At 64.6% G+C, this 20,872-nt stretch carries 19 protein-coding genes and 1 riboswitch; of the genes, 10 read left to right on the plus strand and 9 right to left on the minus strand.

Annotated elements, in window-relative coordinates; genetic code table 11:
• Positions 1-7: 7 nt before the first annotated feature.
• Together O0880_RS14915 and O0880_RS14920 are read right to left on the minus strand one after the other, a co-directional pair.
• Positions 8-1,627, minus strand: coding sequence for a methyl-accepting chemotaxis protein (locus O0880_RS14915; RefSeq protein WP_071324045.1), 1,620 nt, complete (start codon positions 1,625-1,627; stop codon positions 8-10).
• A gap of 275 nt (positions 1,628-1,902) precedes the next feature.
• Complete coding sequence (locus tag O0880_RS14920; RefSeq protein ID WP_071324046.1) at positions 1,903-2,394, minus strand: chemotaxis protein CheW; 492 nt, start codon at positions 2,392-2,394, stop codon at positions 1,903-1,905.
• 359 nt (positions 2,395-2,753) lie between these two features.
• Here O0880_RS14920 and O0880_RS14925 point away from each other — a divergent pair, with 359 nt between their 5' ends.
• From O0880_RS14925 to O0880_RS14940, 4 genes are all read left to right on the plus strand, one after another.
• Entirely contained in the window at positions 2,754-3,413 is a 660-nt protein-coding gene (locus tag O0880_RS14925) for an HD domain-containing protein (RefSeq protein ID WP_289887159.1), read from the plus strand.
• A 138-nt stretch (positions 3,414-3,551) separates the two neighbouring features.
• Positions 3,552-4,841: a TCR/Tet family MFS transporter gene (locus O0880_RS14930; RefSeq protein WP_289887160.1), complete on the plus strand. Its 1,290-nt coding sequence runs from the start codon at positions 3,552-3,554 to the stop codon at positions 4,839-4,841.
• Between the two features lie 99 nt (positions 4,842-4,940).
• Positions 4,941-5,762 carry a transporter substrate-binding domain-containing protein gene (locus tag O0880_RS14935; protein ID WP_289887162.1) on the plus strand — a complete coding sequence of 274 codons (822 nt, stop codon included), beginning with the start codon at positions 4,941-4,943 and terminating at the stop codon, positions 5,760-5,762.
• A 9-nt stretch (positions 5,763-5,771) separates the two neighbouring features.
• Positions 5,772-6,629 carry a DMT family transporter gene (locus O0880_RS14940; protein ID WP_289887163.1) on the plus strand — a complete coding sequence of 286 codons (858 nt, stop codon included), beginning with the start codon at positions 5,772-5,774 and terminating at the stop codon, positions 6,627-6,629.
• A gap of 3 nt (positions 6,630-6,632) precedes the next feature.
• Here O0880_RS14940 and O0880_RS14945 read toward each other — a convergent pair whose 3' ends face one another.
• Complete coding sequence (locus O0880_RS14945; protein ID WP_289887164.1) at positions 6,633-8,537, minus strand: CocE/NonD family hydrolase; 1,905 nt, start codon at positions 8,535-8,537, stop codon at positions 6,633-6,635.
• A gap of 363 nt (positions 8,538-8,900) precedes the next feature.
• Between O0880_RS14945 and trpS the strand changes: the two genes are divergently transcribed.
• The 4 genes from trpS to O0880_RS14965 all read left to right on the plus strand — a co-directional run bounded on the left by trpS (position 8,901) and on the right by O0880_RS14965 (position 13,912).
• A complete protein-coding gene (gene trpS, locus O0880_RS14950; protein WP_232250904.1) occupies positions 8,901-9,977 on the plus strand; it encodes a tryptophan--tRNA ligase in 1,077 nt (358 codons plus the stop codon).
• A 131-nt stretch (positions 9,978-10,108) separates the two neighbouring features.
• On the plus strand, positions 10,109-11,704 hold the full coding sequence (locus O0880_RS14955; RefSeq protein WP_289887165.1) for a pyridoxal-dependent decarboxylase: 1,596 nt from the start codon (positions 10,109-10,111) through the stop codon (positions 11,702-11,704).
• Positions 11,705-11,748: 44 nt separating this feature from the next.
• Positions 11,749-11,823: riboswitch (Fluoride riboswitch) on the plus strand.
• A gap of 92 nt (positions 11,824-11,915) precedes the next feature.
• On the plus strand, positions 11,916-13,184 hold the full coding sequence (locus O0880_RS14960; protein ID WP_289887166.1) for a voltage-gated chloride channel family protein: 1,269 nt from the start codon (positions 11,916-11,918) through the stop codon (positions 13,182-13,184).
• Positions 13,181-13,912, plus strand: coding sequence for a class I SAM-dependent methyltransferase (locus O0880_RS14965; RefSeq protein WP_289887167.1), 732 nt, complete (start codon positions 13,181-13,183; stop codon positions 13,910-13,912). Before O0880_RS14960 ends, O0880_RS14965 begins: the two co-directional genes overlap by 4 nt.
• A gap of 8 nt (positions 13,913-13,920) precedes the next feature.
• Here the strand turns inward: O0880_RS14965 and O0880_RS14970 are convergent, their stop codons facing one another.
• Positions 13,921-14,478, minus strand: coding sequence for an XRE family transcriptional regulator (locus O0880_RS14970; protein ID WP_289887168.1), 558 nt, complete (start codon positions 14,476-14,478; stop codon positions 13,921-13,923).
• A gap of 51 nt (positions 14,479-14,529) precedes the next feature.
• On the opposite strand from O0880_RS14970, the gene O0880_RS14975 reads away from it, so the two are divergent.
• Positions 14,530-15,435 (plus strand): DMT family transporter, encoded by a 906-nt coding sequence (locus tag O0880_RS14975; RefSeq protein WP_289887169.1) that lies wholly within the window; start codon positions 14,530-14,532, stop codon positions 15,433-15,435.
• A 3-nt stretch (positions 15,436-15,438) separates the two neighbouring features.
• On the opposite strand, the gene O0880_RS14980 is transcribed toward O0880_RS14975, so the two are convergent.
• Together O0880_RS14980 and O0880_RS14985 are read right to left on the minus strand one after the other, a co-directional pair.
• Complete coding sequence (locus tag O0880_RS14980) at positions 15,439-16,386, minus strand: cupin-like domain-containing protein (protein ID WP_289887170.1); 948 nt, start codon at positions 16,384-16,386, stop codon at positions 15,439-15,441.
• Between the two features lie 52 nt (positions 16,387-16,438).
• Positions 16,439-17,422: a chemotaxis protein CheB gene (locus O0880_RS14985; RefSeq protein WP_289887171.1), complete on the minus strand. Its 984-nt coding sequence runs from the start codon at positions 17,420-17,422 to the stop codon at positions 16,439-16,441.
• A 138-nt stretch (positions 17,423-17,560) separates the two neighbouring features.
• On the opposite strand from O0880_RS14985, the gene O0880_RS14990 reads away from it, so the two are divergent.
• On the plus strand, positions 17,561-17,908 hold the full coding sequence (locus O0880_RS14990; RefSeq protein ID WP_289887172.1) for a DUF1294 domain-containing protein: 348 nt from the start codon (positions 17,561-17,563) through the stop codon (positions 17,906-17,908).
• A 147-nt stretch (positions 17,909-18,055) separates the two neighbouring features.
• Here O0880_RS14990 and O0880_RS14995 read toward each other — a convergent pair whose 3' ends face one another.
• The 3 genes from O0880_RS14995 to O0880_RS15005 all read right to left on the minus strand — a co-directional run bounded on the left by O0880_RS14995 (position 18,056) and on the right by O0880_RS15005 (position 20,863).
• Entirely contained in the window at positions 18,056-18,799 is a 744-nt protein-coding gene (locus O0880_RS14995) for a DNA-binding protein (protein WP_071324059.1), read from the minus strand.
• A 156-nt stretch (positions 18,800-18,955) separates the two neighbouring features.
• Complete coding sequence (locus tag O0880_RS15000) at positions 18,956-19,573, minus strand: LON peptidase substrate-binding domain-containing protein (protein ID WP_289887173.1); 618 nt, start codon at positions 19,571-19,573, stop codon at positions 18,956-18,958.
• Positions 19,574-19,624: 51 nt separating this feature from the next.
• Entirely contained in the window at positions 19,625-20,863 is a 1,239-nt protein-coding gene (locus O0880_RS15005; RefSeq protein WP_071326518.1) for a DEAD/DEAH box helicase, read from the minus strand.
• Positions 20,864-20,872 lie beyond the last annotated feature (9 nt).

The raw sequence follows: 20,872 nt of genomic DNA on the forward strand, positions 1-20,872 counted from the left end.
TATGCGCTTAGCCCAGGCGCAAGGCTGGCGGCGACGCCGGGCGCCGGGCGCCCTGCAAACCGCCGGCCATGGCTTGCTGGCCATTGAGCTTGAACACGCTGACGACTTGCGCCAGGTTGTGCGCCTGGTGCTGCATCGATTCGGCGGCCGCCGCCGATTCCTCCACCAAGGCTGCATTTTGCTGTGTCACGGCATCCATCTGGCCGATGGCGCGGTTGATCTCGTCGATGCCCACGCTTTGCTCGCTGCTGGCGGCCGTGATTTCCGTGATGATGTCGCTCACGCGCTGCACGCTGTCGACGATGTCGTTCATGGTCGAACCGGCCTGCGCCACCAGCATGCTGCCCGCGTTGACCTGCTCCACCGAGGCGCCGATCAGGGTCTTGATCTCTTTCGCCGCCGAGGCTGAACGCTGGGCCAGGTTGCGCACTTCGGACGCCACGACGGCAAAGCCGCGGCCCTGCTCGCCCGCGCGCGCCGCTTCCACGGCCGCGTTCAAGGCCAGGATATTCGTCTGGAAAGCGATGCCGTCGATGACGGAAATGATGTCGACGATCTTGTTCGACGAGGCATTGATCGATTCCATCGTGCCCACCACCTGCGCCACCACCTCGCCGCCCTTGACGGCCACCTGCGCCGCCGACGCCGCCAACTGATTCGCCTGGCGCGCATTGTCCGCGTTCTGCTTCACGGTGCTGGTCAGCTCTTCCATCGACGAGGCCGTCTCTTCCAGCGAACCGGCCTGCTCTTCCGTGCGGCTCGACAGGTCCTGGTTGCCGGCGGCAATTTGCGTCGACGAGGTGGCGATGCTGTCCGTGCCGCTGCGCACTTCGCTGACGATGGTCAGCAAGCTCGTGTTCATGTCTTTCAGGGCCAGCAGCAGTTGCCCGGTTTCATCCTTGGCGCTGGCGTCGATCTGCGCCGTCAAGTCGCCATCGGCCACCTTGCGCGCCACGTCCACGGCCGTGCGCAGCGGGCGCACGATACCCATCGTCAACAACCAGGCGCACACGACGCCAAAGCCCAGCGCCAAGGCAGCCAGCACCAGCAACAGGTTGCGGCTGGTCTTGGCCACTTCATCGATATCGCGCGCCGTGGCGTCGATGCTGGCGCGCTGGTGCTCCAGCAAGTCCAGCACCATCTTCTGGTACTTGGCGGCGGCCGGCACGAAGGTTTTTTCAAACACATCGTTGGCGGCCTCGACCTGCGATTCGCCCTTCAGCTTGTAGACCTGGTCGCGCGAACCGATATACACCTTGCGCTGCTCCAGCAAGCCCGCGAACATGGCCTTTTCCTCCGGCTTGTCGATCAATGCCTCGATCTTCTTTTGCAGCTCGGCCGAGCTGGCCGACGAGACTTTCGATTCCTCGGCGAAATAGCCGCTGAGCGAGGTGTCGCTGCTGCGGGCGATGGCGATCGTGCGGCGCACGGCGCTGTCGATGCGGCCATACCAGTCGGAAATATAACGTTCCTTGGCCAGCGGCTGCTCCATCATGGTGCGCGTGGCCGTGGCCACGTCATGCAAGCGCCACACGCTGATGCCGGTAATAAGCATGGAAAACAGCAAAATCACGGCAAAACCGAGTCCGAGCCGGACACCGATGCTGACGTTGCGTAATACATTCATGTAACTATCCTAAAAAGCCCCAAGGCCAGCGTGGCAACAGGCTGGCGATCCCGCTCAAGAGCGGGCGCTGGCTGGCCGCTATAGCGAATCGGCATAAAAAGTGAAACTGGCGCACGGTTCGGCTGAACCGTGCGCCAGGAAATGCGCTAGCGTGCGCCTTGCAGAAAAAGCAAACAATGCTTAGGGTCAATTGTTTCTCAAAAAACCCTCCCGGCACCGGGGTGTCAGGACATGTCGAGGGCAATGCAACGCCGTCCTGGACTTTTCCTGGTGGCCTAGGCGGCCAGTTTCTCGATCAGACCCATGTCGGCGCTGGACATCAGCTGGTCGATATCGACCAGAATCAGCATGCGCTCGTCGATGGTGCCGAGGCCGATCACGTATTCCGTGTTGATCGAACGGCCCATGTCCGGCGCCGGCTTGATCTGTTCGGGCAGCAAGGTGGTGACGTCGGAGACGCGGTCGACCACCATGCCCACCACGCGGTTGCCGATATTGAGGATGATGACGACGGTGAACTGGTCGTAGCTGGGCGTGCCCAGGTTGAACTTGATGCGCATGTCGACGATCGGCACGATGATGCCGCGCAGGTTGACCACGCCCTTGACGAACTCGGGGGCGTTGGCGATGCGCGTCGGCGTTTCATAGCTGCGGATTTCGCTGACTTTCTGGATGTCGATGCCGTACTCTTCCTGGCCCAGGGTAAAAGCCAGGTATTCGGCAGCCTTGGCAACGGCCGCGCCAGATTCGCTGGAAGTGGTGCTCATGATAATCCTTTAGTTAAATCGCCCGGGGGCGCAGGCCACGGCACGCTGCATGCATGCCGTTGACGTGACAAGAGCCATCCGCAAGGAATGGCTCCGACTTATATGTTTTTGCAAATACTTTCCTGCAATTAGCTTATGCTTCTAATTTCCGTGCGGCAATGTTACCCCATGTAAATTTTACATGCACTAAAAAAGAGCGTCTGGCGGCGGGCTTCATTGCCAAAGAGGAAATTACGTGGCAAAAACGGCACGCTGCGCGGCACCCATCGGATCGCCGGCACAGGCGCCGGCACGGCCCGGCCCGTCGTTTTATGCCACACTGCGGCCTTTGCCTCCCTTGTCTTTTAGAAGTCTGAACCATGCATACCTTGCTTTCCCAATGGCAGCCGCGCCTGCTGGCGCTGGCCACGGCCGGCCTCGGCGACGACAGCGCCCACGACATCAACCACCTGCACCGCGTCTGGCGCAATGCCGAACTCCTGCTGCAGGAGCATGCCGACGCCGATGCGCTCGTGGTCTTGGCCGCCTGCTATCTGCACGACCTGGTCAACCTGCCGAAAAACCATCACGAGCGCCACCTGGCGTCGCGCCAGGCGGCCGCGCTGGCGTGCCGCCAGCTGGCGGAACTCGGTTTCCCGGCGGATAAACTCGCTGCCGTCGGCCACGCCATCGAAACGCACAGCTTTTCCGCCAATCTGCCGCCGCACACCATCGAAGCGCAAATCGTGCAGGATGCCGACCGCATCGATGCACTCGGCGCCGTGGGGCTGGCGCGCCTGTTCTATACGGCGGCGCGCATGGACAGCGCGCTGGCGCATGGCGCGGACCCGCTGGCGCAGCATCGCGAACTTGACGACAAGGCATATGCGCTCGACCATATCGTCACCAAGCTGGACAAGCTGCCCGGCAAGATGCAGACGGCGGCGGGCCGCGCCCTGGCCGAACGACGCCTGGCCGTGCTGACGGATTTCCGCGCCACCTTTGCCGCCGAATGGGGCGCCGCTTCCGGTCCGGCTTGATGGCGATAGCCAGCATCGCGCATGCTGTCTATAATATAAGGCTCAGCTATCGCGCCACGGCAGCACCGCGTCGGCGCAACGCCAACAACTGAACCCCGCTGGCCGCACGCCTGCGCGGGGTGTGCGCCGAAAGCATGCATGTCCGATAAAACCAGCCCCGACAGCCATTCCACGTCTTCCCCCGCCGCGCCTGCGCGTGCCGGCAACCTCAATTTCATCCTCGTCTGCGTCTTCATCGACATGCTGGGCATCGGCCTGGTGGTGCCCGTGCTGCCCATCCTGATCGGCGACTTTGTCGACGGCAAGGATGCGCAGGCGTTCTGGTACGGCATCATGGCGGCCGTCTTCGGCTTGCTGCAATTCATCTTCATGCCCATGCTGGGCGCCATCAGCGACCGCGTGGGGCGCCGCCCCGTACTGCTGTATTCGATGGCGGGCATGAGCGTCAACTTCCTCACCACGGGCTGGGCGCCCAACCTGGCCTGCCTGTTCATCGGCCGCGTCATCGGCGGCGTCTCGTCGGCCAGCATGTCCGTCGCGGCCGCGTATGCATCCGACGTCTCCACGCCGGACAACCGCGCCAAGAGCTTCGGCAAGATCGGCGCCGCCTTCGGCCTGGGCTTCATCTGCGGCCCCATGCTCGGTGGCCTGCTGGGCGAAATCAATCTGCACCTGCCGTTCTACGTGGCGGCGGGCCTGTCGGCAGCCAATTTCATCTATGGCTACTTCATGGTGCCCGAATCGCTGGCACGGGGACCGGGGCCGCGCGCGCCGTTCACCCTGGCCCGCATCAACCCGTTCGCGGCCCTGCTGAAACTGGCGCGCCGCACGGAAATCCGCGGCCTCGTGGTGGCTTTCGGCCTGATGACGTTTGCGCAGATGATGCTCAACACGACGTGGGTGCTGTACACGCACTTCCGCTTTGACTGGACGCCGCGCCAGAACGGCATCGCCCTGTTCTGCGTGGGACTGTGCGCGGCCGTGGTGCAGGCGGGCCTGCTGGGCATCCTCATCAAGCGCTTTGGCGAAGTGCGCCTGTCGCTGCTGGGCATGGCGTCGGGCGCCCTCACCTATCTGCTGTATGGCCTGGCCACGCAGGGCTGGATGATGTATGCGCTGATCCTGTGCAATCTGCTGGCCTTTGCCGCCGGCCCGGCCCTGCAAGGCATCATCTCGAAGTCATCCAACGCCGGCGAACAGGGAGAATTGATGGGCTCCCTGCAATCGATCAGCAGCCTGGCCATCATCATCATGCCTTTGCTGGGCAGCATGATCCTCGGCGAAGTGAGCCACCTGCCGGCGCAGGACTGGCGCATCGGCAGCACCTTCTATCTGTGCGCCATCATGCAAACTGGGGGCATCGTCGTGGCCTGGCGCTACTTCAAGGCGCAGCGCCAGACGCGACTTGCGGTTTCCACCACAAAGTAGTCAGCAGGATAATATTGCATTTGAGAAATAAATAGGCGAGAATGGGGAATCAGCCGCGCGTTACCGACGTCCGGCATTCGATGGTGAGCAAGGATGGGTATGACTGACTTTTATTCCAGCGCCTGGCGCCGAACCGTGGCCATGCTGGCGCTGGCGCTGCCATCCCTGGCTGGCGCGCAATGCTCGCGCGACATCCAGGTGCCCGTGGCGGCCATCGGCGCCAGCGTGGTGATCAATGGTGCCAGCATCGGCGGCATCTACCCCGACATGCTGCGCAGCATGGGCGCCAAGGTCGGCTGCCATTTCGTCTTCACGGCCGTGCCCCGCGCGCGCCTGGAAGCGATGTTCGAGACGGGCAAGGCGGACATGCTGATCCCCGCCAGCAGCACGCCGCGGCGCGACCAGCACGGCCTGTTCATCCCCCTGATGGGTAACCGGCCCCTGCTCATTTCGCTGCAAGGCGCGCGCGCCCCCATCAACACCATGCAGGAATTGATGGAGCGGCGCGAATTGCGCGTGGCGCTCGTGCGCGGCTACGACTATGGCACGCCGTACCAGGCGCTGGCCAAGGAACTCTCCAGCCAGGGCCGCCTGTTCTACGAGGTCGACGCGCTGTCCGTGGCACGCCTGATGCAAAGCGGCTTCATCGACGCCACCATCATGAGTCCCACCATCCTCGCCGGCGTGGCGCAAAACGATGCGCGCGTGTACGGCCTGGCGGACCGCCTGCGCCTGGAAGCGCTGCCCGAGCTCCCCTGGGGCATGAGCGGCGTCTATCTGTCGCGCAAGACCTTGACGGCCGATGACCAGGCCACCCTGCGCGAACTGCTGGAAAAGGCGGGCCGCTCGGGCACGCTGATGGATGGCTTCCAGCGCCATCACCGGCAGGAACTCTTGTCGCTGAGCATACGTCCCCGCTAGGGCCCTCGCATGTCGGGTTTGGTCGTCGCCGTCGTCCTGTTTGCCGCCCTGCTGCACGCCAGCTGGAACGCCATCGTCAAGTCGGGCAAGGATACCTTTCTCAGCACGGTGCTGGTCTCCGTCGGCGCGGCCCTGATTTCGCTGGCGGTCCTGCCATTCGTCGCTGCTCCCGCGCCCGCCAGCTGGCCCTACCTGGCTGCCTCGGCCGTGGCCCAGCTGGCCTATTATTCGCTGCTGGCGGCCGCCTACAAGGCGGGCGACATGAGCCACGCCTACCCCCTGATGCGCGGCAGCGCGCCGCTGATCGTCGCGCTGGCCAGCTGGCCGCTGATCGGCGAGCGCCTGTCCTTCACGCAGATGGGCGCCGTCGGCTGCATCTGCGCCGGCATCTTCGCCCTGTATGTTGCCTCGCGCACGCCCGCCATCGGCGGCATGCCGAAAAACACGGGGCGCGCCACGGCCTTTGCACTGGGCAATGCCTGCGTCATCGCCAGCTACACGCTGATCGACGGCATCGGCGTGCGCCTGTCCGGCGCGCCGGCCACCTATACCATGTGGATTTTTGTCTTGAACGGCGCCGGACTCTTGCTGTGGACGGCGGTGCGCCGCCCGGCCGACCTGCTGGCGTATGCGCAAACGCAATGGCAGCTGGCCGCGTTCGGCGGTTTCGGCACCCTGGCCTCGTATGGCCTGGCCCTGTGGGCCATGACGCAGGCGCCCGTGGCCGCCATCGCCGCCCTGCGCGAAACGTCGATTTTGTTCGCCATCGCCATCGCGGCCCTGTTCCTGCGCGAAAAAATCAGCCCCCGCCGCTACCTGGCCATCGGCCTGATCGCGGCGGGCGCCGTGCTGATGCGCGCAGGCTAAGGCTTACTCGTTCGGCGCGATCGGCAACTCGATGGCGCTGGCCGCCCCTGCCGCGTGGTACACGCGCTGCGTGGCCTTTCTATAATGGCCCGGGTCGGCCAGGAAGATGTTCGGCACGTAGTTTTGCGGGTTGCGGTCATACAGCGGGAACCAGCTCGACTGTATTTGCACGGCGATGCGGTGGCCGGGCAGGAAGACGTGATTCGCGTTCGGCAAGGCGAAGCGGTAGCGCTCGACCTTGCCTGCCGGTATCGGCGTCGGGTGCTCGAAGCTGTCGCGGTAGCGCCCGCGGAAGATATCCATCGCCACGCCCAGCTGGTAGCCGCCCATGGCCGGCTGCGACGGCACTTCGTCCGGATACACGTCGATCAATTTCACCACCCAGTCGGCATCCGTGCCGCTGGTGGCGGCAAACAGGTTGACCATCGGTGCGCCGGCGATGCGCACGGCTGTTTTCAAGGGCTCGGAAACATAGCTGAGCACGTCCGTGCGGTCGGCATAGCCGCGCTGGTCGCTGACCAGCCATGGCTTCCACACGTCGCCATCGTTCAGGCGCACGGGACGGGGCACGAAGGGCACGGGCTTGGCGGGATCGGCCACGTATTCATCGAAGGCGCCTTCAGCCGCATCCGCGGCGCCCGATGGCGTCGCAAAGCCCAGCTTGTAGCCATCCTGCAGATAGATCGGCGTCAGCTTGGTGTCGCACGTCTCGCACGCCAGCGGCCACTGCTGCAGGCGCTGCCACTGGTTCGTGCCGCTCTGGTACGACACCACGGGCGCCGTGTTCGCGTCCGGCGCGCCATCCTTCAGGTACTGGTTGAGGAATGGCTGCATGACTTTGGCACGGAACTGGCGCGCCGTGTCGCCGTCGAACTTCAAGGCGCCCAGGCTCGAACCTTCATAGTTGACGCCGCTGTGGCGCCACGGGCCGATGGCCAGGTAATTGAGGTTGTTGCGCTTGTCGCGCCCTTCCATCGCCGCGTAGGTGGCGTACGGGCCATAGATGTCTTCCTGGTCCCATTGCCCCACCACGTGCATGGTGGGCACGATCAGCGGACGCTTGGCGAGGATCTTGTCGAGCGCCTGTTCCTGCCAGTAGCTGTCATAGGCCGGGTGTTCGAACAGCTTTTTCGTGTACGTCAGCTTGTCGATGCCGAACTTCTTCGCGTAGTCGCCGGCCGAGCCGATGCGCAGGTAGGCGTCGTAATCGTCATACACGCCGAGGGCCGGCGATTCGCCGCCGCCGCGCACGCTGGTCTGGCCCGCGATGTACGACAGGCTCGGCATGCGGAAGGCGCCGTTGTGGAACCAGTCGTCGCCGCGCCAGCCATCGACCATGGCGCTCATGGGGATGGCCACCTTCAGCGCCGGATGCGGGTCGACCAGGGCCATCAGCACCGTGTGGCCCTCGTAGGAAGAGCCCAGCATGCCCACCTTGCCATTCGTTTCCGGCACGTTTTTCACGAGCCAGTCGATGGTGTCCCACGCATCGGTGACATTGTCGACCTTGGTATTGTTCAGCGGGCCGCGCACGGGACGCGTCATCACGTAATCGCCTTCGGAGCCGTACTTGCCGCGCACGTCCTGGAACACGCGGATATAGCCGTTTTCCACCAGGGTGTCGTCGCCCTGCGGCAAGGTGGCCAGCATGCTGGGGCTGGCGGCGCGCTGGGCCCGGCGTGCCGCGTTGTACGGCGTGCGCGTGAGCATGATCGGCGCTTTTTGCGCCCCTTTCGGCACGACGATCACCGTGTACAGCTTGACGCCGTCGCGCATGGGCACCATCACCACGCGCTTGACGTAATCATTCAGATCCGGCATCACCAGCTTGGCGCCGATATCGGGCGCCATCGGCGGCGTTTGCGCCAGCACGGGGGCGGCAAACACGGAATTCAAGGTGGTACTCAAAGCCAAGGCCAGACCGGTGAGCCGGACGGGGGACGCAACGCGCATACTGTTCTCCAATGGGTTCTTGCCACGTAAAAGTGGCCGAATGGCAATAGTACCCGGAAAGCAAGGCCAGCAGAAGGCAAGCTTCTGACGCGGCGCAGCAGATAAATCGGACCGCAACTTGACAGAACGCGTCCGAACTGCAACCATAACGCCATGAAATTTATTCATTCACAACACGCCCGCTTGAATTGGTGGTCCCGCTCACTCCGCGCGGCCACTGCATAGTGATGTGATTTATGATCAACGCCGCCTCGATCGGTGGCGTAACAGGCTGGAGCCTGGATCATCCCCGATGCAGGCGGCTCGAAAGGAAACTTGATGAGCTTGCCTAATACCCCCGCTACCCCAGACACCGAGAATACCCCTGCCGCGCCGCTGTCGGCCGCCGCCATCGCTTCGCAATCCGTGATCCTGACGGGCGACCGTCCTACCGGCCCCTTGCACCTGGGTCATTTCGTGGGCAGCCTGCGCGACCGCGTTGCCTACCAGAACAGCTACAAGCAATTCATCATGCTGGCCGACGCGCAGGCGCTGACGGACAATATGGACGACATCGACAAGGTGCACCGCAACGTCGTCGAAGTGGCGCTCGACTACCTGGCCGTCGGCATCGATCCGACGAAAACCACGGTCTTCATCCAGTCGCAGATCCCGGAACTGGCCGAGCTGACCTTTTATTACCTGAACATCGTCACCGTGGCACGCCTCGAGCGCAACCCTACCGTCAAGGAAGAGATCCGTTTGCGCGGCTTCGAGCGCGACATCCCGGCCGGCTTTTTGACCTATCCGGCCAGCCAGGCGGCCGACATCACGGCCTTCAAGGCGGGCGTGGTGCCCGTGGGCGAAGACCAGATTCCGATGATCGAGCAGACGAATGAAATCGTGCGCCGCTTCAACCGCATGTACAACCGTGAAGTGCTGATGGAATGCAAGGCGCTGGTACCGGACATCGGCCGCCTGCCCGGCATCGACGGCAAGGCGAAAATGAGCAAGTCGCTGGGCAACACCATCAACCTGGGCGCGACCTCGGCCGAAATCACGGCCGCCGTGAAAAAAGTCTATACCGACCCGCTGCACCTGCGCGTGGAAGACCCGGGCCACCTGGAAGGCAACATCGCGTTTACCTATCTGGACGCCTTCGACCCGGAAAAAGCGGCGCTGGCCGAGATGAAGGCCCATTACGTGCGCGGCGGCCTGGGCGACAGCATCGTCAAGAAACGCCTGGACGTGGTCTTGCAGGAACTGCTGGCGCCGATCCGCGCGCGCCGCGAGGAATTCGCCAAGGACAAGGGACAAGTCATCCAGATGCTGAAGGAAGGCACCTTCAAGGCGCGCGAAGTGGCGGCCCGCACGGCCGATGAAGTCAAGTCGGCGCTGGGTCTGAACTACTTCTAAGCTGCTTCTCATTAACAAATAGCAATAGCAAACTGATGCGCCTTGGCGGAGTCGGGTAAAATCCCGCTTCCCCCAGGGCGCAATTCATTTGTCACCGTGGCACCAGCAATCAGTAGAGAAGACAACGCGCAATGACCGATACCGCTATCGAACGGCTGCTGCAGCAGCATTTTTCCATCGATGCGCTGCAACAGGCGCCCGCGCCCCTGCTGCAGGCGCTGCGCATGCTGGGCGGCTGGCTGGCCGCCGAACGCAGCGAAGCGTATCCGCACACGCCGTACGCCGAACTGCTGACGCAATTGGGCGACACGCGCCCGCCCGCGCACGGCATGGCGGTGGCGGATTTTCTGCAGGAACTCGATACGACCGTGCTGGCCAATACGGCCCAGCTGAACCACCCGCAATACATCGGCCACATGACCCAGGCATTGCCCTGGATCAGCGTGCTGGCCGAGGCGTTTACGGCCACCCTGAACCAGAACCAGGTGAAGATCGAGACGGCGTATGTGTCGACCCTGATCGAAAAGCAGATGCTCGGCTGGCTGCACCGCCAGGTGTACCAGCAGTCCGATAGCGTCTACGCGCAGGCGATGGCCGCCACCAGCGGCGCGCTGGGCAATGTCGTCAATGGCGGCACCATGGGTAATTTGACGGCCCTGGCCGTGGCGCTGGAAAAACAGTTGCCCGGCACGCGCAAGCGCGGCCTGTTTGCCGCCATGCAGGATGCCGGCCATGCGGGACTGGCCGTGATCGGCTCGGCCCGCAGCCATTATTCCGTAAAGAAAGCGCTGGCCACCCTGGGACTCGGTGAAAACGCCCTGCACCTGGTGGCCGTCGACCGCGACAACCGCATCGATGTCGCCGCGCTGGAAGCGACCATTGCCGATTTAAAACTGCGCAAGATCAAGGTCGTTGCCATGATCGGCATCGCCGGCACGACGGAAACAGGCGCCATCGACCCGCTGGCCGCCATGGCCGCCATTGCCGCGCGAGAAAACATCTGGTTCCATGTGGACGCGGCCTGGGGCGGCGCCCTGCTGATCGCCGAGCAATACCGTCCGCTGTACGACGGCATCGCCCTGGCCGACTCCGTCGTCATCGACGGGCACAAGCTGCTGTGGGTGCCGATGGCGCAAAGCATGGTGCTGTTCAAGGACAGCGCCAGCCTGAACCTGCTCAAGCACAATGCCAACTACATCCTGCGCGACAATTCGGGCGACCTGGGCCAGACCTCGCTGGAAGGCTCGCGCCGCTTCGACGCCTTGAAACTGTGGACCTCGTTCAAGGTGCTGGGCGTGTCCGGCTACACGACCCTGCTGCAGCAGGCGGCCACCCTGTCCGGCCAGTTGCAGGATTTGCTGGCCGACCAGCAGGATTTCGAGCTGGTCACGCGCTCCGACACCTTCATTCTGACCTACCGCTACGTGCCCGTACACTTGCGCCAGCGCATGGAAGCCTTGCTGGCCGGCGGCCAGGCGGACGCAGCCGCCGAACTGAACAGGCAACTGAACACGCTCAACGCCAAGCTGCAAAACCGCCAGAAGGCGGAGGGCCACAGCTTCGTCTCGCGCACCGTGCTCGAGTCGACGCGCTACCCTGGCCCGACCAATGTGCTGCGCGTGGTCATGACGAATGTCAAGACGCGCCCCCACCACTTGCGCGCCATCCTGGCCGAACAGCGCGCCATCGGCCAGGCGCTGGTGGCGGAACTGGGCTTGCAGGATTGACCATAATCAAAAATCAATAGTCTGCGCCAGCCGGCAGTGCTAGAATTTTGACTGGAGATGGCATTCCTCCCACGCAACTCTTCGTGAACCGCCCTCGGGCTGATGATGCCTGCAGACTTTCCTGGACTTCCGGAAAGATGCAGGCGCGCACCCAGCGCCCAGACATCGCCCGCCGCCTGTCCAGGTTCCATCGACTCCAGACTGGACACGCATGATGACCCGCCGCCCTGCCTTCCTCGCCGCCCTCGCCGACTTGTTGTTGCATCTCGTTAAATGGCTGCTGATCGCCTTCGCCGTGGCCGTGCTGGCCGGCACGGCGTCGGCCGCTTTCCTGTTCGCCCTCGACTGGGCCACCCGCACGCGCCTGGCGCAAACCTGGCTGCTCTGGCTGCTGCCCGTGGCCGGCTTTGCCGTCGGCTGGCTGTACTTGCGCTACGGCAGCAAGGTCGAAGGCGGCGCGAATATGCTCATCGATGAAATCCACGATCCGAAAAACATCATTCCGCTGCGCATGGCGCCGCTGGTGCTGGGCGCCACCGTCGTCTCGCATTTGTTCGGCGCCTCCGTCGGGCGCGAAGGCACGGCCGTGCAGATGGGCGGCGCGCTGGCCGACCAGTTGACGCGCCTGTTCCGTTTGAAGAATGAAGACCGCCGCATCATCCTGATGGCCGGCATCAGCGCCGGTTTTGCCTCCGTCTTCGGCACGCCGCTGGCGGGCGCCATCTTCGGCCTGGAAGTACTGGCCATCGGCCGCTTGCGCTACGAAGCCATGCTGCCCTGCCTGGCCGCGGCCGTCATCGCCGACCAGGTGGTCCTGCTGTGGGGTCCGCTTTTGCACATTGCCCACACGCATTACGCCGTGCCGCCGATCCCCGCCATCTCGGCCTGGACGCTGGGCGCCATGGTCATCGCGGGCGTGCTGTTCGGCGTGACCGGTAAAGTGTTTGCGCAAGCCACGCACGGCTTGAGCGGGCTGATGAAGCGCTGGGTCGCCTACCCTCCCCTGCGTCCGCTGGCGGGCGGCCTCGCCGTCGCCCTCGCCGTGTGGCTGCTGGGCACGGACCGCTACATCGGCCTGGGCATTCCCACCATCGTCGACGCGCTCAAGGGGCCGCTGCCGGCGCATGACTTCCTCGGCAAGATGGCGTTTACCATTGTTTCGCTCGGCACCGGCTTCAAGGGTGGCGAAGTGACGCCCCTGTTCTACATCGGAGCGACATTGGGCAATGCGCTGGGGCCGCTGCTGCACCAGCCCGTCACCCTGCTGGCCGCCATCGGCTTTGTTGCCGTGTTTGCCGGCGCAGCGAATACCCCCATCGCCTCGACCCTGATGGCCATGGAACTGTTCGGCGCGGAGCTCGGCGTGTACGCAGCCATCGCCTGCGTCGTGGCCTACCTGTTTTCCGGCCATGCGGGCATTTACCGGGCGCAGCGGGGCGGCCATGCGAAGCGCACAGCCAGCAAGGAGCTTGATACATGACACAGAATATCTACGACAACGACGCCTTTTTCACGGCCTACGGCCAGCTGCCCCGTTCCGTCGGCGGACTCGACAGCGCACCCGAATGGCCGGCCCTGCGCGCCATGCTGCCGCAGCTGCAAGGAAAACAGGTGCTGGACCTCGGTTGCGGCTATGGCTGGTTCTGCCGCTGGGCGCTGGACGCCGGCGCGGCGCGGGTGCTGGGCGTGGATGTCTCGGAAAAGATGCTGGCGCAGGCGCGCAGCATGGGCCGGCACACGGCCGTCAGCTATGCCCGGCTTGACCTGGAACAACTGAGCTTGCCGCCGGCCGGCTACGACCTCGTCTACAGTTCGCTGGCATTCCACTACATCGAGCGCTTCGACGCCTTGCTGGCCGCCATCCGCCATGGCTTGAAACCGGGCGGCAAGCTGGTGTTTTCCATCGAGCATCCCATCTTCATGGCACCGCGCCAGCCCGGCTGGCTGACGGATGCGCAAGGCCGCAAGAGTTGGCCCGTCGACAGTTACCAGCAGCAAGGCCCGCGCGTGTCGGACTGGCTGGCGCCAGGCGTCGTCAAGCAGCACCGCACGCTGGGTACGACGCTGAATTTATTGATACAAGCCGGTTTCCAGATTGAACACGTGGAAGAATGGGGTCCCACCGACGAACAGCTGACGCAACAGCCGGCGCTGGCGGAAGAGCGCGAGCGGCCGATGCTGCTGCTCATCGGCTGCGGTCTCGGCTAAGCGCGCCGTCAGCTGGCCACGTTGCGCGTAAAGCGCAAGGTGGAGGCGCCCGCATTGACGTAGGCATACGCTTGCGCGCTGCTGAAGACCAGAAAATCGCCGCTGGCCAGCTGTCTGGTCCCAGCCGCCAACTCCAGCTGCAACTGCCCTTCCAGCACATAAATCATTTCGCTGAAGCCGGCAGGGTCGGCTTGCGCATCGTAGCGCTCGCCCGGCGCCAGGGTCCATGACCACAGCTCCACCTGGCGGCTGGCGGGGGCCGCGCCCAGCAGCACGGCCTGGCTCGCCTGCGATGCACTTTGCCACATCAGCACGCGCAGGCTGTCATGCGGCTGCCGCGGCGGCTGGACCAGGTCGACGAAGGCCACGTTCAGCGCGGCCGCCACGTGGTCGAGGTTGGCCAGGCTGATGTTGGTGCCGCCCGCCTCGACGCCGTTGAGCATGCGCCGGCTCAGGCCGGACAGACGGGCCAGTTCCTCCTGGCTCAGTCCGGCAGCGAGGCGCAGGCGCCGCAGATTTTTGGACAGGTGTGCCAGCACGCCACCGGCCTCGGCTTGACTGCGCAATATATTGCTCCTATGATGATGGGAAATATTTTGCTCATAGCATAGCTCCCCATGAAAACACACGCAAGTCCCCCGCCCGCCCTCGGCCTGCCCGAACTGGCCCTGATCGCCATCACCTTCATCTGGGGCGGCACCTTCCTCATCGTGCAGCACGCAGTGACGGTCAGCGGCCCGCTGGCCTTCGTTGCCGCCCGCTTCGCCGTCGCCGCCGGTATCGGCGCCCTGATTTGCCGGGGCCAGCTGCGCCAGTTGACGAAGGCGGAGTTGCTGACGGGTATGGCAATCGGCGTCAGCATCTTTGGCGGCTACGCGCTGCAAACCTATGGCTTGATGCATATCACGAGCAGCAAGTCGGCCTTCATCACGGCCTTCTATGTGCCCATCGTGCCGCTGGTGCAATGGCTGGCCTTCAAGCAGCGGCCCCATCCGGCCGTGTGGGCGGCCGTGGCGCTGGCCTTTGTTGGCTTGCTGCTGCTCACCGGCACCGATGGCCTGAGCATGGGCTTTGGCAAAGGCGAGCTGATGACGGCCGTGGGCGCCATCGCCATCGCGCTGGAAATCATCCTCATCAGCCGCGTCTCGCCGCAACTGAACATCCTGCGCGTGACCATCGTGCAACTGGCCACGGCGTCGCTGATCGCCCTGCTGCTGATGCCCGTCATGGGCGAAGCGCCGCCCGCCCTCAGCCAGACCTTCCTCCTCAGCGTGCTGGCCCTGGGCTGCGCCAGCGCGCTGATCCAGTACGTGATGAACTGGGCGCAAAAGCGCATTTCCGCCACCAAGGCTACCCTGATCTATGCGGGCGAACCCGTGTGGGCCGGCGTCATCGGCCGCATCGCCGGCGAACGCCTGCCGGCCCTGGCCATCGTCGGTGCGATCCTGATCATCGGCGCCGGCATCCTCAGCGAATGGCGGCCGAAGCGCGCGCCGGACGCCGGCAAGGCCGTGCAACCCTGAATTTCACTCCACGCCGCGCCGCAGTGCCGGCTCGCCATGCAAGGCAAACGGCACGGCCCTGGCCCAGCGGTTCGAGGATAGCGAGAACGTCAGCGCGCGCACCTGGTGGTACCAGCCGGCGGGCACGTACAGCATGTCACCCGGCTCGACGATGCATTCGATCATGGCCGCCTGGCGCGCCAGCGGGAAGCGCTGGAAATCGGGCGCCTCGGGGTCGAAAGGCGAGCCGAACAGGATGGCGTTCGCCTCGCTGGGATACAGGAAGGCATCGTGGTGTGGCGGCGATAAAAAGATGCGCTTGCTGCCCCACACTTGCGCAAAGATATTGTCGTCGTAATCGCAATGCAGGGGCGTCACCGTGCCGGCCGGCCCGACCCAGAAGCGTGGCGGCCCCATCTTGTCAAAATACGCGGGCCAGTGGCACAGGCTGTTCAATTCGCGCAGCTCCAGGTTGCCCAGGTAAGGCGGCAGCGCGTGCTGTCCCTCTTCCACCAGGTCCAGGTATGCCCCCATCGACATATCCTGCATGGCGCGGTCGGGCGCGAACGCCGTGTTGATGTAGTCGCCCACGCGCGCGCGCACGGGCACGTGACTGTAGCGCTCGCGCAAGACGCCGGGCGCCAGCCCGGACAAGGGCCAGCGCTTGACCAGGCCGCTCATCAGGAAAGGCAGGCCCAGCGCAGCGCGGGCGCGGAAGGCGGCCGCGTCCAGCATGCCCAGGCGCGGCACCTCGGCGATGGCCGGCAAGTGGCGCGCGGCGCGCCGGATGGCCTCGCGCATGGCGTGGATGGACGTCACGCCGCGCACCTGCGCATCCTTGTGCTCGCGCGCGAGCTTGCGGGCAAGGGCCGCCTCGGGCGAGCTGAAATCGGCTGGCGGCCGCGGCGGCAAGGCGCGGGCCGCGCCAGGCGCCGTGGCGGACTGGGGAGGTAACTTTTTCTCTACTGACATAAGCTTCTTTACGATGGACGCGTTGCCTGGCAGACGGCAACAGAGCGCTATTCTAAGCCAGCAAGGTGCGCCTGAGCACGTCGGCCTGCTCGCCAGCCTGGCGCGCCCTGGCGCCGTATTCGCTGGCCGTGCCCGGATGCAGCCATGCCTGGGCCTTGGCGGCCAGGTCCAGGTACAGCCTTTCCTTTTCCTGCAGCGCCCGGATGGCGGCCCAGATGGCCTCTTCCGCCTTGTCATTCTGCAACTCGCCAAGCACTTGCGCCGTGAAACTGTGGCCCGTATGGCAGCGGAAGCGCTGCGGCTGCTGGCCGTGCACTTCCCATAGGGTGCCTTGGCAGGCCGGGCAGGTAAATGTGGATGGCGCGGCAATTTTTTCCAGTTGTTCCATATTCCCCACTCCCCTGGCAAAACGGTTTTCCACGGCGATCCAGTGCGGCGCCGGCTGCAGCGCCTGGGGCGGCGCCGGCTTGCCGCTGACCAGCGCCAGCAGGGCCGGAGCGATCTGAGCAACGGGCAGGCGCCAGTCCACGTCCACGTGGTCGATGGCGCTTTGCGGCATCGACGGCGCCACGGCTTCCTGCGGCTCCTGCACCAGCGCCTTGCCGCCGCACGCCTTGATGGCTTGCAAGCCGGCCGTGCCATCGTCGAGGTAGCCGCTGAGGATCACGCCCACGGCCCTGGGGCCGAACGCGGCCGCCGCGCTGCGGAACAGGGGGTCGATGGCCGGGCGCGTGTGGTTTTCCTTCGGGCCGCGCGTCAGTTCGATGGTGGCCTGGCCAGCCGCGATGGCGACCAGCATATGCCGGTCTGGCGGCGCCAGCAGGATGCGCCCCGGACGCACGGGTTCGCGCTCTTCGGCAAAGCGCACGGGCAAGGAGCAAGTCTTGCCGAGGATATCGGGCAGGATGCTCTTGCGCGCGCCCACATGCGCGACGACCAGCACGGGCGCCGGCAAGGTGGCGGGCAAGGCGGCAAAGATGCAGGACAACGCTTCCATGCCGCCCGTGGAAGCTCCGATCAGTATCAACGCTTCCATGCCAGCCCCCCTTTCGCGCGACGCGTCCCCGCAGTCATTCTGGAACGCCCGCAGCGCCGATTCCGTGCGCCGCCTAACACAGGACGCCATGCGCCGGCGCTGCGGTTACAATGCGGCTCCGCCACTGCCGTGACCGCCATGCCCTATCTGATACTTGCCGTATTTGTCCTCGCTTACCTGCTGGCCAGCCTGCTGTGGCACGTGCCCGTGCTGGTGGCGGCCGTGTACGGCGTGATGAGCGTGACTTGCTTTGCCGTCTACGCCATCGACAAGCGGGCGGCCCGCACGCAGGCGTGGCGCACGCCGGAGAAAACCTTGTGGCTGCTGGGATTGCTGTGCGGCTGGCCGGGCGCCGTGCTGGCGCAGCAGTGGTTGCGCCACAAGACGAGCAAGACCTCGTTCCAGATCGTGTTCTGGATTACGGTCGCGCTGAACATGGGGGGATTTGCCTGGCTATGCATGCGCTATGCGCAGCCAGGCGTCTAGCAGGCAGACTTGCCACACCGCACAAAACCGTAGCGAGCGGCATGGGCTGTGCTTGAGAAGCGCAGCTGTGCGCATGCACGGGGCCGCCGAGTCACTGAGCATCGTACGCCGCAAATCGCGACGCGCTGCAGGTTTTGGCGGGTGTTCTTAAACGGGCGTCTTGAAGATCGGATCGACGATGAACTGCTGCGCCTTGATGCGCAAGGTGCGCTCTTCGTCCAGTTCGGCGCGCGTTTCGCCCAGTTCCTCGCGTTCCGCCTCCAGTTCCAGGCGCACGGCCGCCAGTTCCGTTTCCACGCGCGTCAGGCTTTCCAGCTTCAGCTGGGCCTGGATCAGTTCGGCACGGGCCGCTTCGGCCGCCTCTTCCAGGCGCGGGATGCCTTCGAGCTTGAATTGCGCCTTGGCCAGGTCCATGCGCGCCTGCTCGGCAGCCTCTTCCAGGCGCGGCAAGCCCTCCAGCCGCAATTGCGCCTTGGCCAGGTCCGTGCGGGCCTGGTTGGCGACCTGGCGCTCGCGTTCGAGTTCCTCGCGCAGGGTTTCCAGTTCGCCCGCCTGCAAGTCCAGCACTTCCTGCTGGCGCTCGTTTTCGCTGGCCAGGTCCATCAATTCCTGTTGATTGTCGTTCATCTCGGCTTCATGCGCACTGTGGCTGGCGCTCAATTCCTGTCCTACATAATCGAGAATGGCTTGCTGCAGCACGGGCGACAGTTCGGCCGCCGCGGCGATCTGGCGCTGCGCACCGGCCTTGCGGCGCTGCAAGAGCTTGCTGATGGTGCCCAGGCAGGCGCCATTGCCCAACCGCTCGCGCAGCGCGCGCACCGTGATGGCCAGGCCTTCGGCCGCCATCGCCTCCATTGCCGCATTGATCTGTTCCGCGCTTGCTTTTGCCATGTCGTATTCTCGTGAATGTTGCCTGGGGCCATATTACTGGGACTATCTTGCCCAGGGGCATTATCTTATGCCAGCGGCGGCAAAGCGTAAAGTATTTCTCAATAGAAATTGCAATTGCACAACGGAAGCGTGTGCAAACATGCGGCCTGGTCGCCGTCAGTCTTCCAGCAAGCCATTTTCCGTGAGCATGTCCTGCACCAGTTCCAGGCGCAGCACGGGATTGTCCTGGCTGAGCAGCAGCTGTTTTTGCATGGCCGTCAGCGACAGCAGTTCGCACCAGCGGTTCGCCACCCAGCCGCACTCGTCGAGCCGGTATGGCGGCTGCAGCGGCATTTGCTCGGGCGGGATCTTTTGTTCCTGCAAGGTGCGGATCAGCGCGCCCAGGGCGTCGGCCACGTTCTGCTGCTCTTGCGGGATGGGGATGGCCTTATCCGGCGGCAAGGTCTCGATCCGCGCCGTCCACAGGCCGTGTTTCAGCTGTTCGCTGGAAACGATGTGAAAGCGCTCCATGCCCATGCATTTGATTTGCAGCAAGCCCGACAACGGCGCCGCCCAGTCGATGACGCGCGCCAGGGTGCCTACCGGCGCCAGCGTTTCCAGCTGGCCCGGCTTGCGCACTTCCGCGCCATCCAGCAACTGCACCACGCCGAACGGCTGCTCGCCCATGATGCACTTGCGTATCATGTCCAGATAGCGCACCTCGAAGATCTGCAAAGGCAGATAGCCGTCGGGATACAGCACCGTATTGAGCGGGAACAAAGGTATCGAGGTCATAGGCGCATGATGGCACGAATGGCATATCCGTGCAGCGCGCCTTGCCCCCGATTACTTGTAGAAGCGGCGCTTCTTGGCGCGCTCGGCCGCCTTCGGCGCCAGCACTTTGACGGCCTTCTTCTGGATCGTGCCGCCGGCGGTCGTGCCCGGCACGCGATGCTCCGCCTCGTAACCGGGTTCTTCGGCGCGTTTGAGCGTTTGCCGGGTCAGCGCTTCGACGGCCGACAGCAATTCCACCTCGTCGGCGCAGACGAGGGAAATCGCCTCGCCCGAAGCGCCCGCGCGGCCCGTGCGGCCGATGCGGTGGATATAGTCTTCGGCCACGGTCGGCAAGTCGAAATTGACGACGATCGGCAATTGGTCGATGTCCAGGCCGCGGGCAGCCACGTCGGTGGCCACCAGCACCTGCACCTCGGCCGCCTTGAAGCGGGCCAGCGCGCGCAGGCGGTTCGGCTGCGTCTTGTCGCCGTGGATGGAATCGGCGCGCACGCCCTGCTCCAGCAAGGTGTTCACCAGTTGCTCGACGCCCTTGCGCGTCTTGACGAAGACCAATACCTGGCCCCAGCGCTTTTTCTTCAGCAGGTGCAAAAACAGTTCCGGCTTGCGTTTCTTGTCGCACACGATCACCGACTGTTTCACGGCCTTGACGGTGCTGTTGCGCGCGCTTACCTCCACCGAGACAGGGTCCTTCAGCATGGTTTTCGCCATGGCGCGGATGGCGTCCGAGAAGGTGGCCGAGAACAGCAGGGTCTGGCGCTGCTTGGGCATGGTCATCAGCAACAAATCCAGCTCGCGCTCGAAACCGAGGTCCAGCATGCGGTCGGCTTCGTCCAGCACCAGGGTCTGCACTTGCTCAAACTTGACGGCGCCCTGCGTCTGCAAGTCCAGCAGGCGGCCCGGCGTGGCCACCAGCACGTCGAGGCCCTTGCGCAGCTTGCTGATCTGCGGCTCGATGGGCACGCCGCCATAGGCGACAAAGCTGCGCAGCGGCAAGTTGCCGCCATAGCTGCGGAAACTCGCATAGACTTGCTCGGCCAGTTCGCGCGTAGGCACCAGCACCAGCACGCGCACGCATTGCGGCGCCACCACGCCTTCCAGGGTCAGGCGCTGCAGCAGCGGCACGGCAAAGCCGGCCGTCTTGCCCGTGCCCGTCTGGGCGGCGGCCATCAGGTCGCGTCCGGCCAGCACGGCGGGAATCGATTGCGCCTGCACGGGCGTCGGCTTGGCATAGCCAAGCTCGTCAAGTTTGCGGACCAGGGGATCGATCAGGCCGAGGGAGGAAAACGTCATGGGAAAAGC

Source organism: Janthinobacterium sp. SUN118, from assembly GCF_030397695.1.
GTDB lineage: Bacteria > Pseudomonadota > Gammaproteobacteria > Burkholderiales > Burkholderiaceae_D > Janthinobacterium.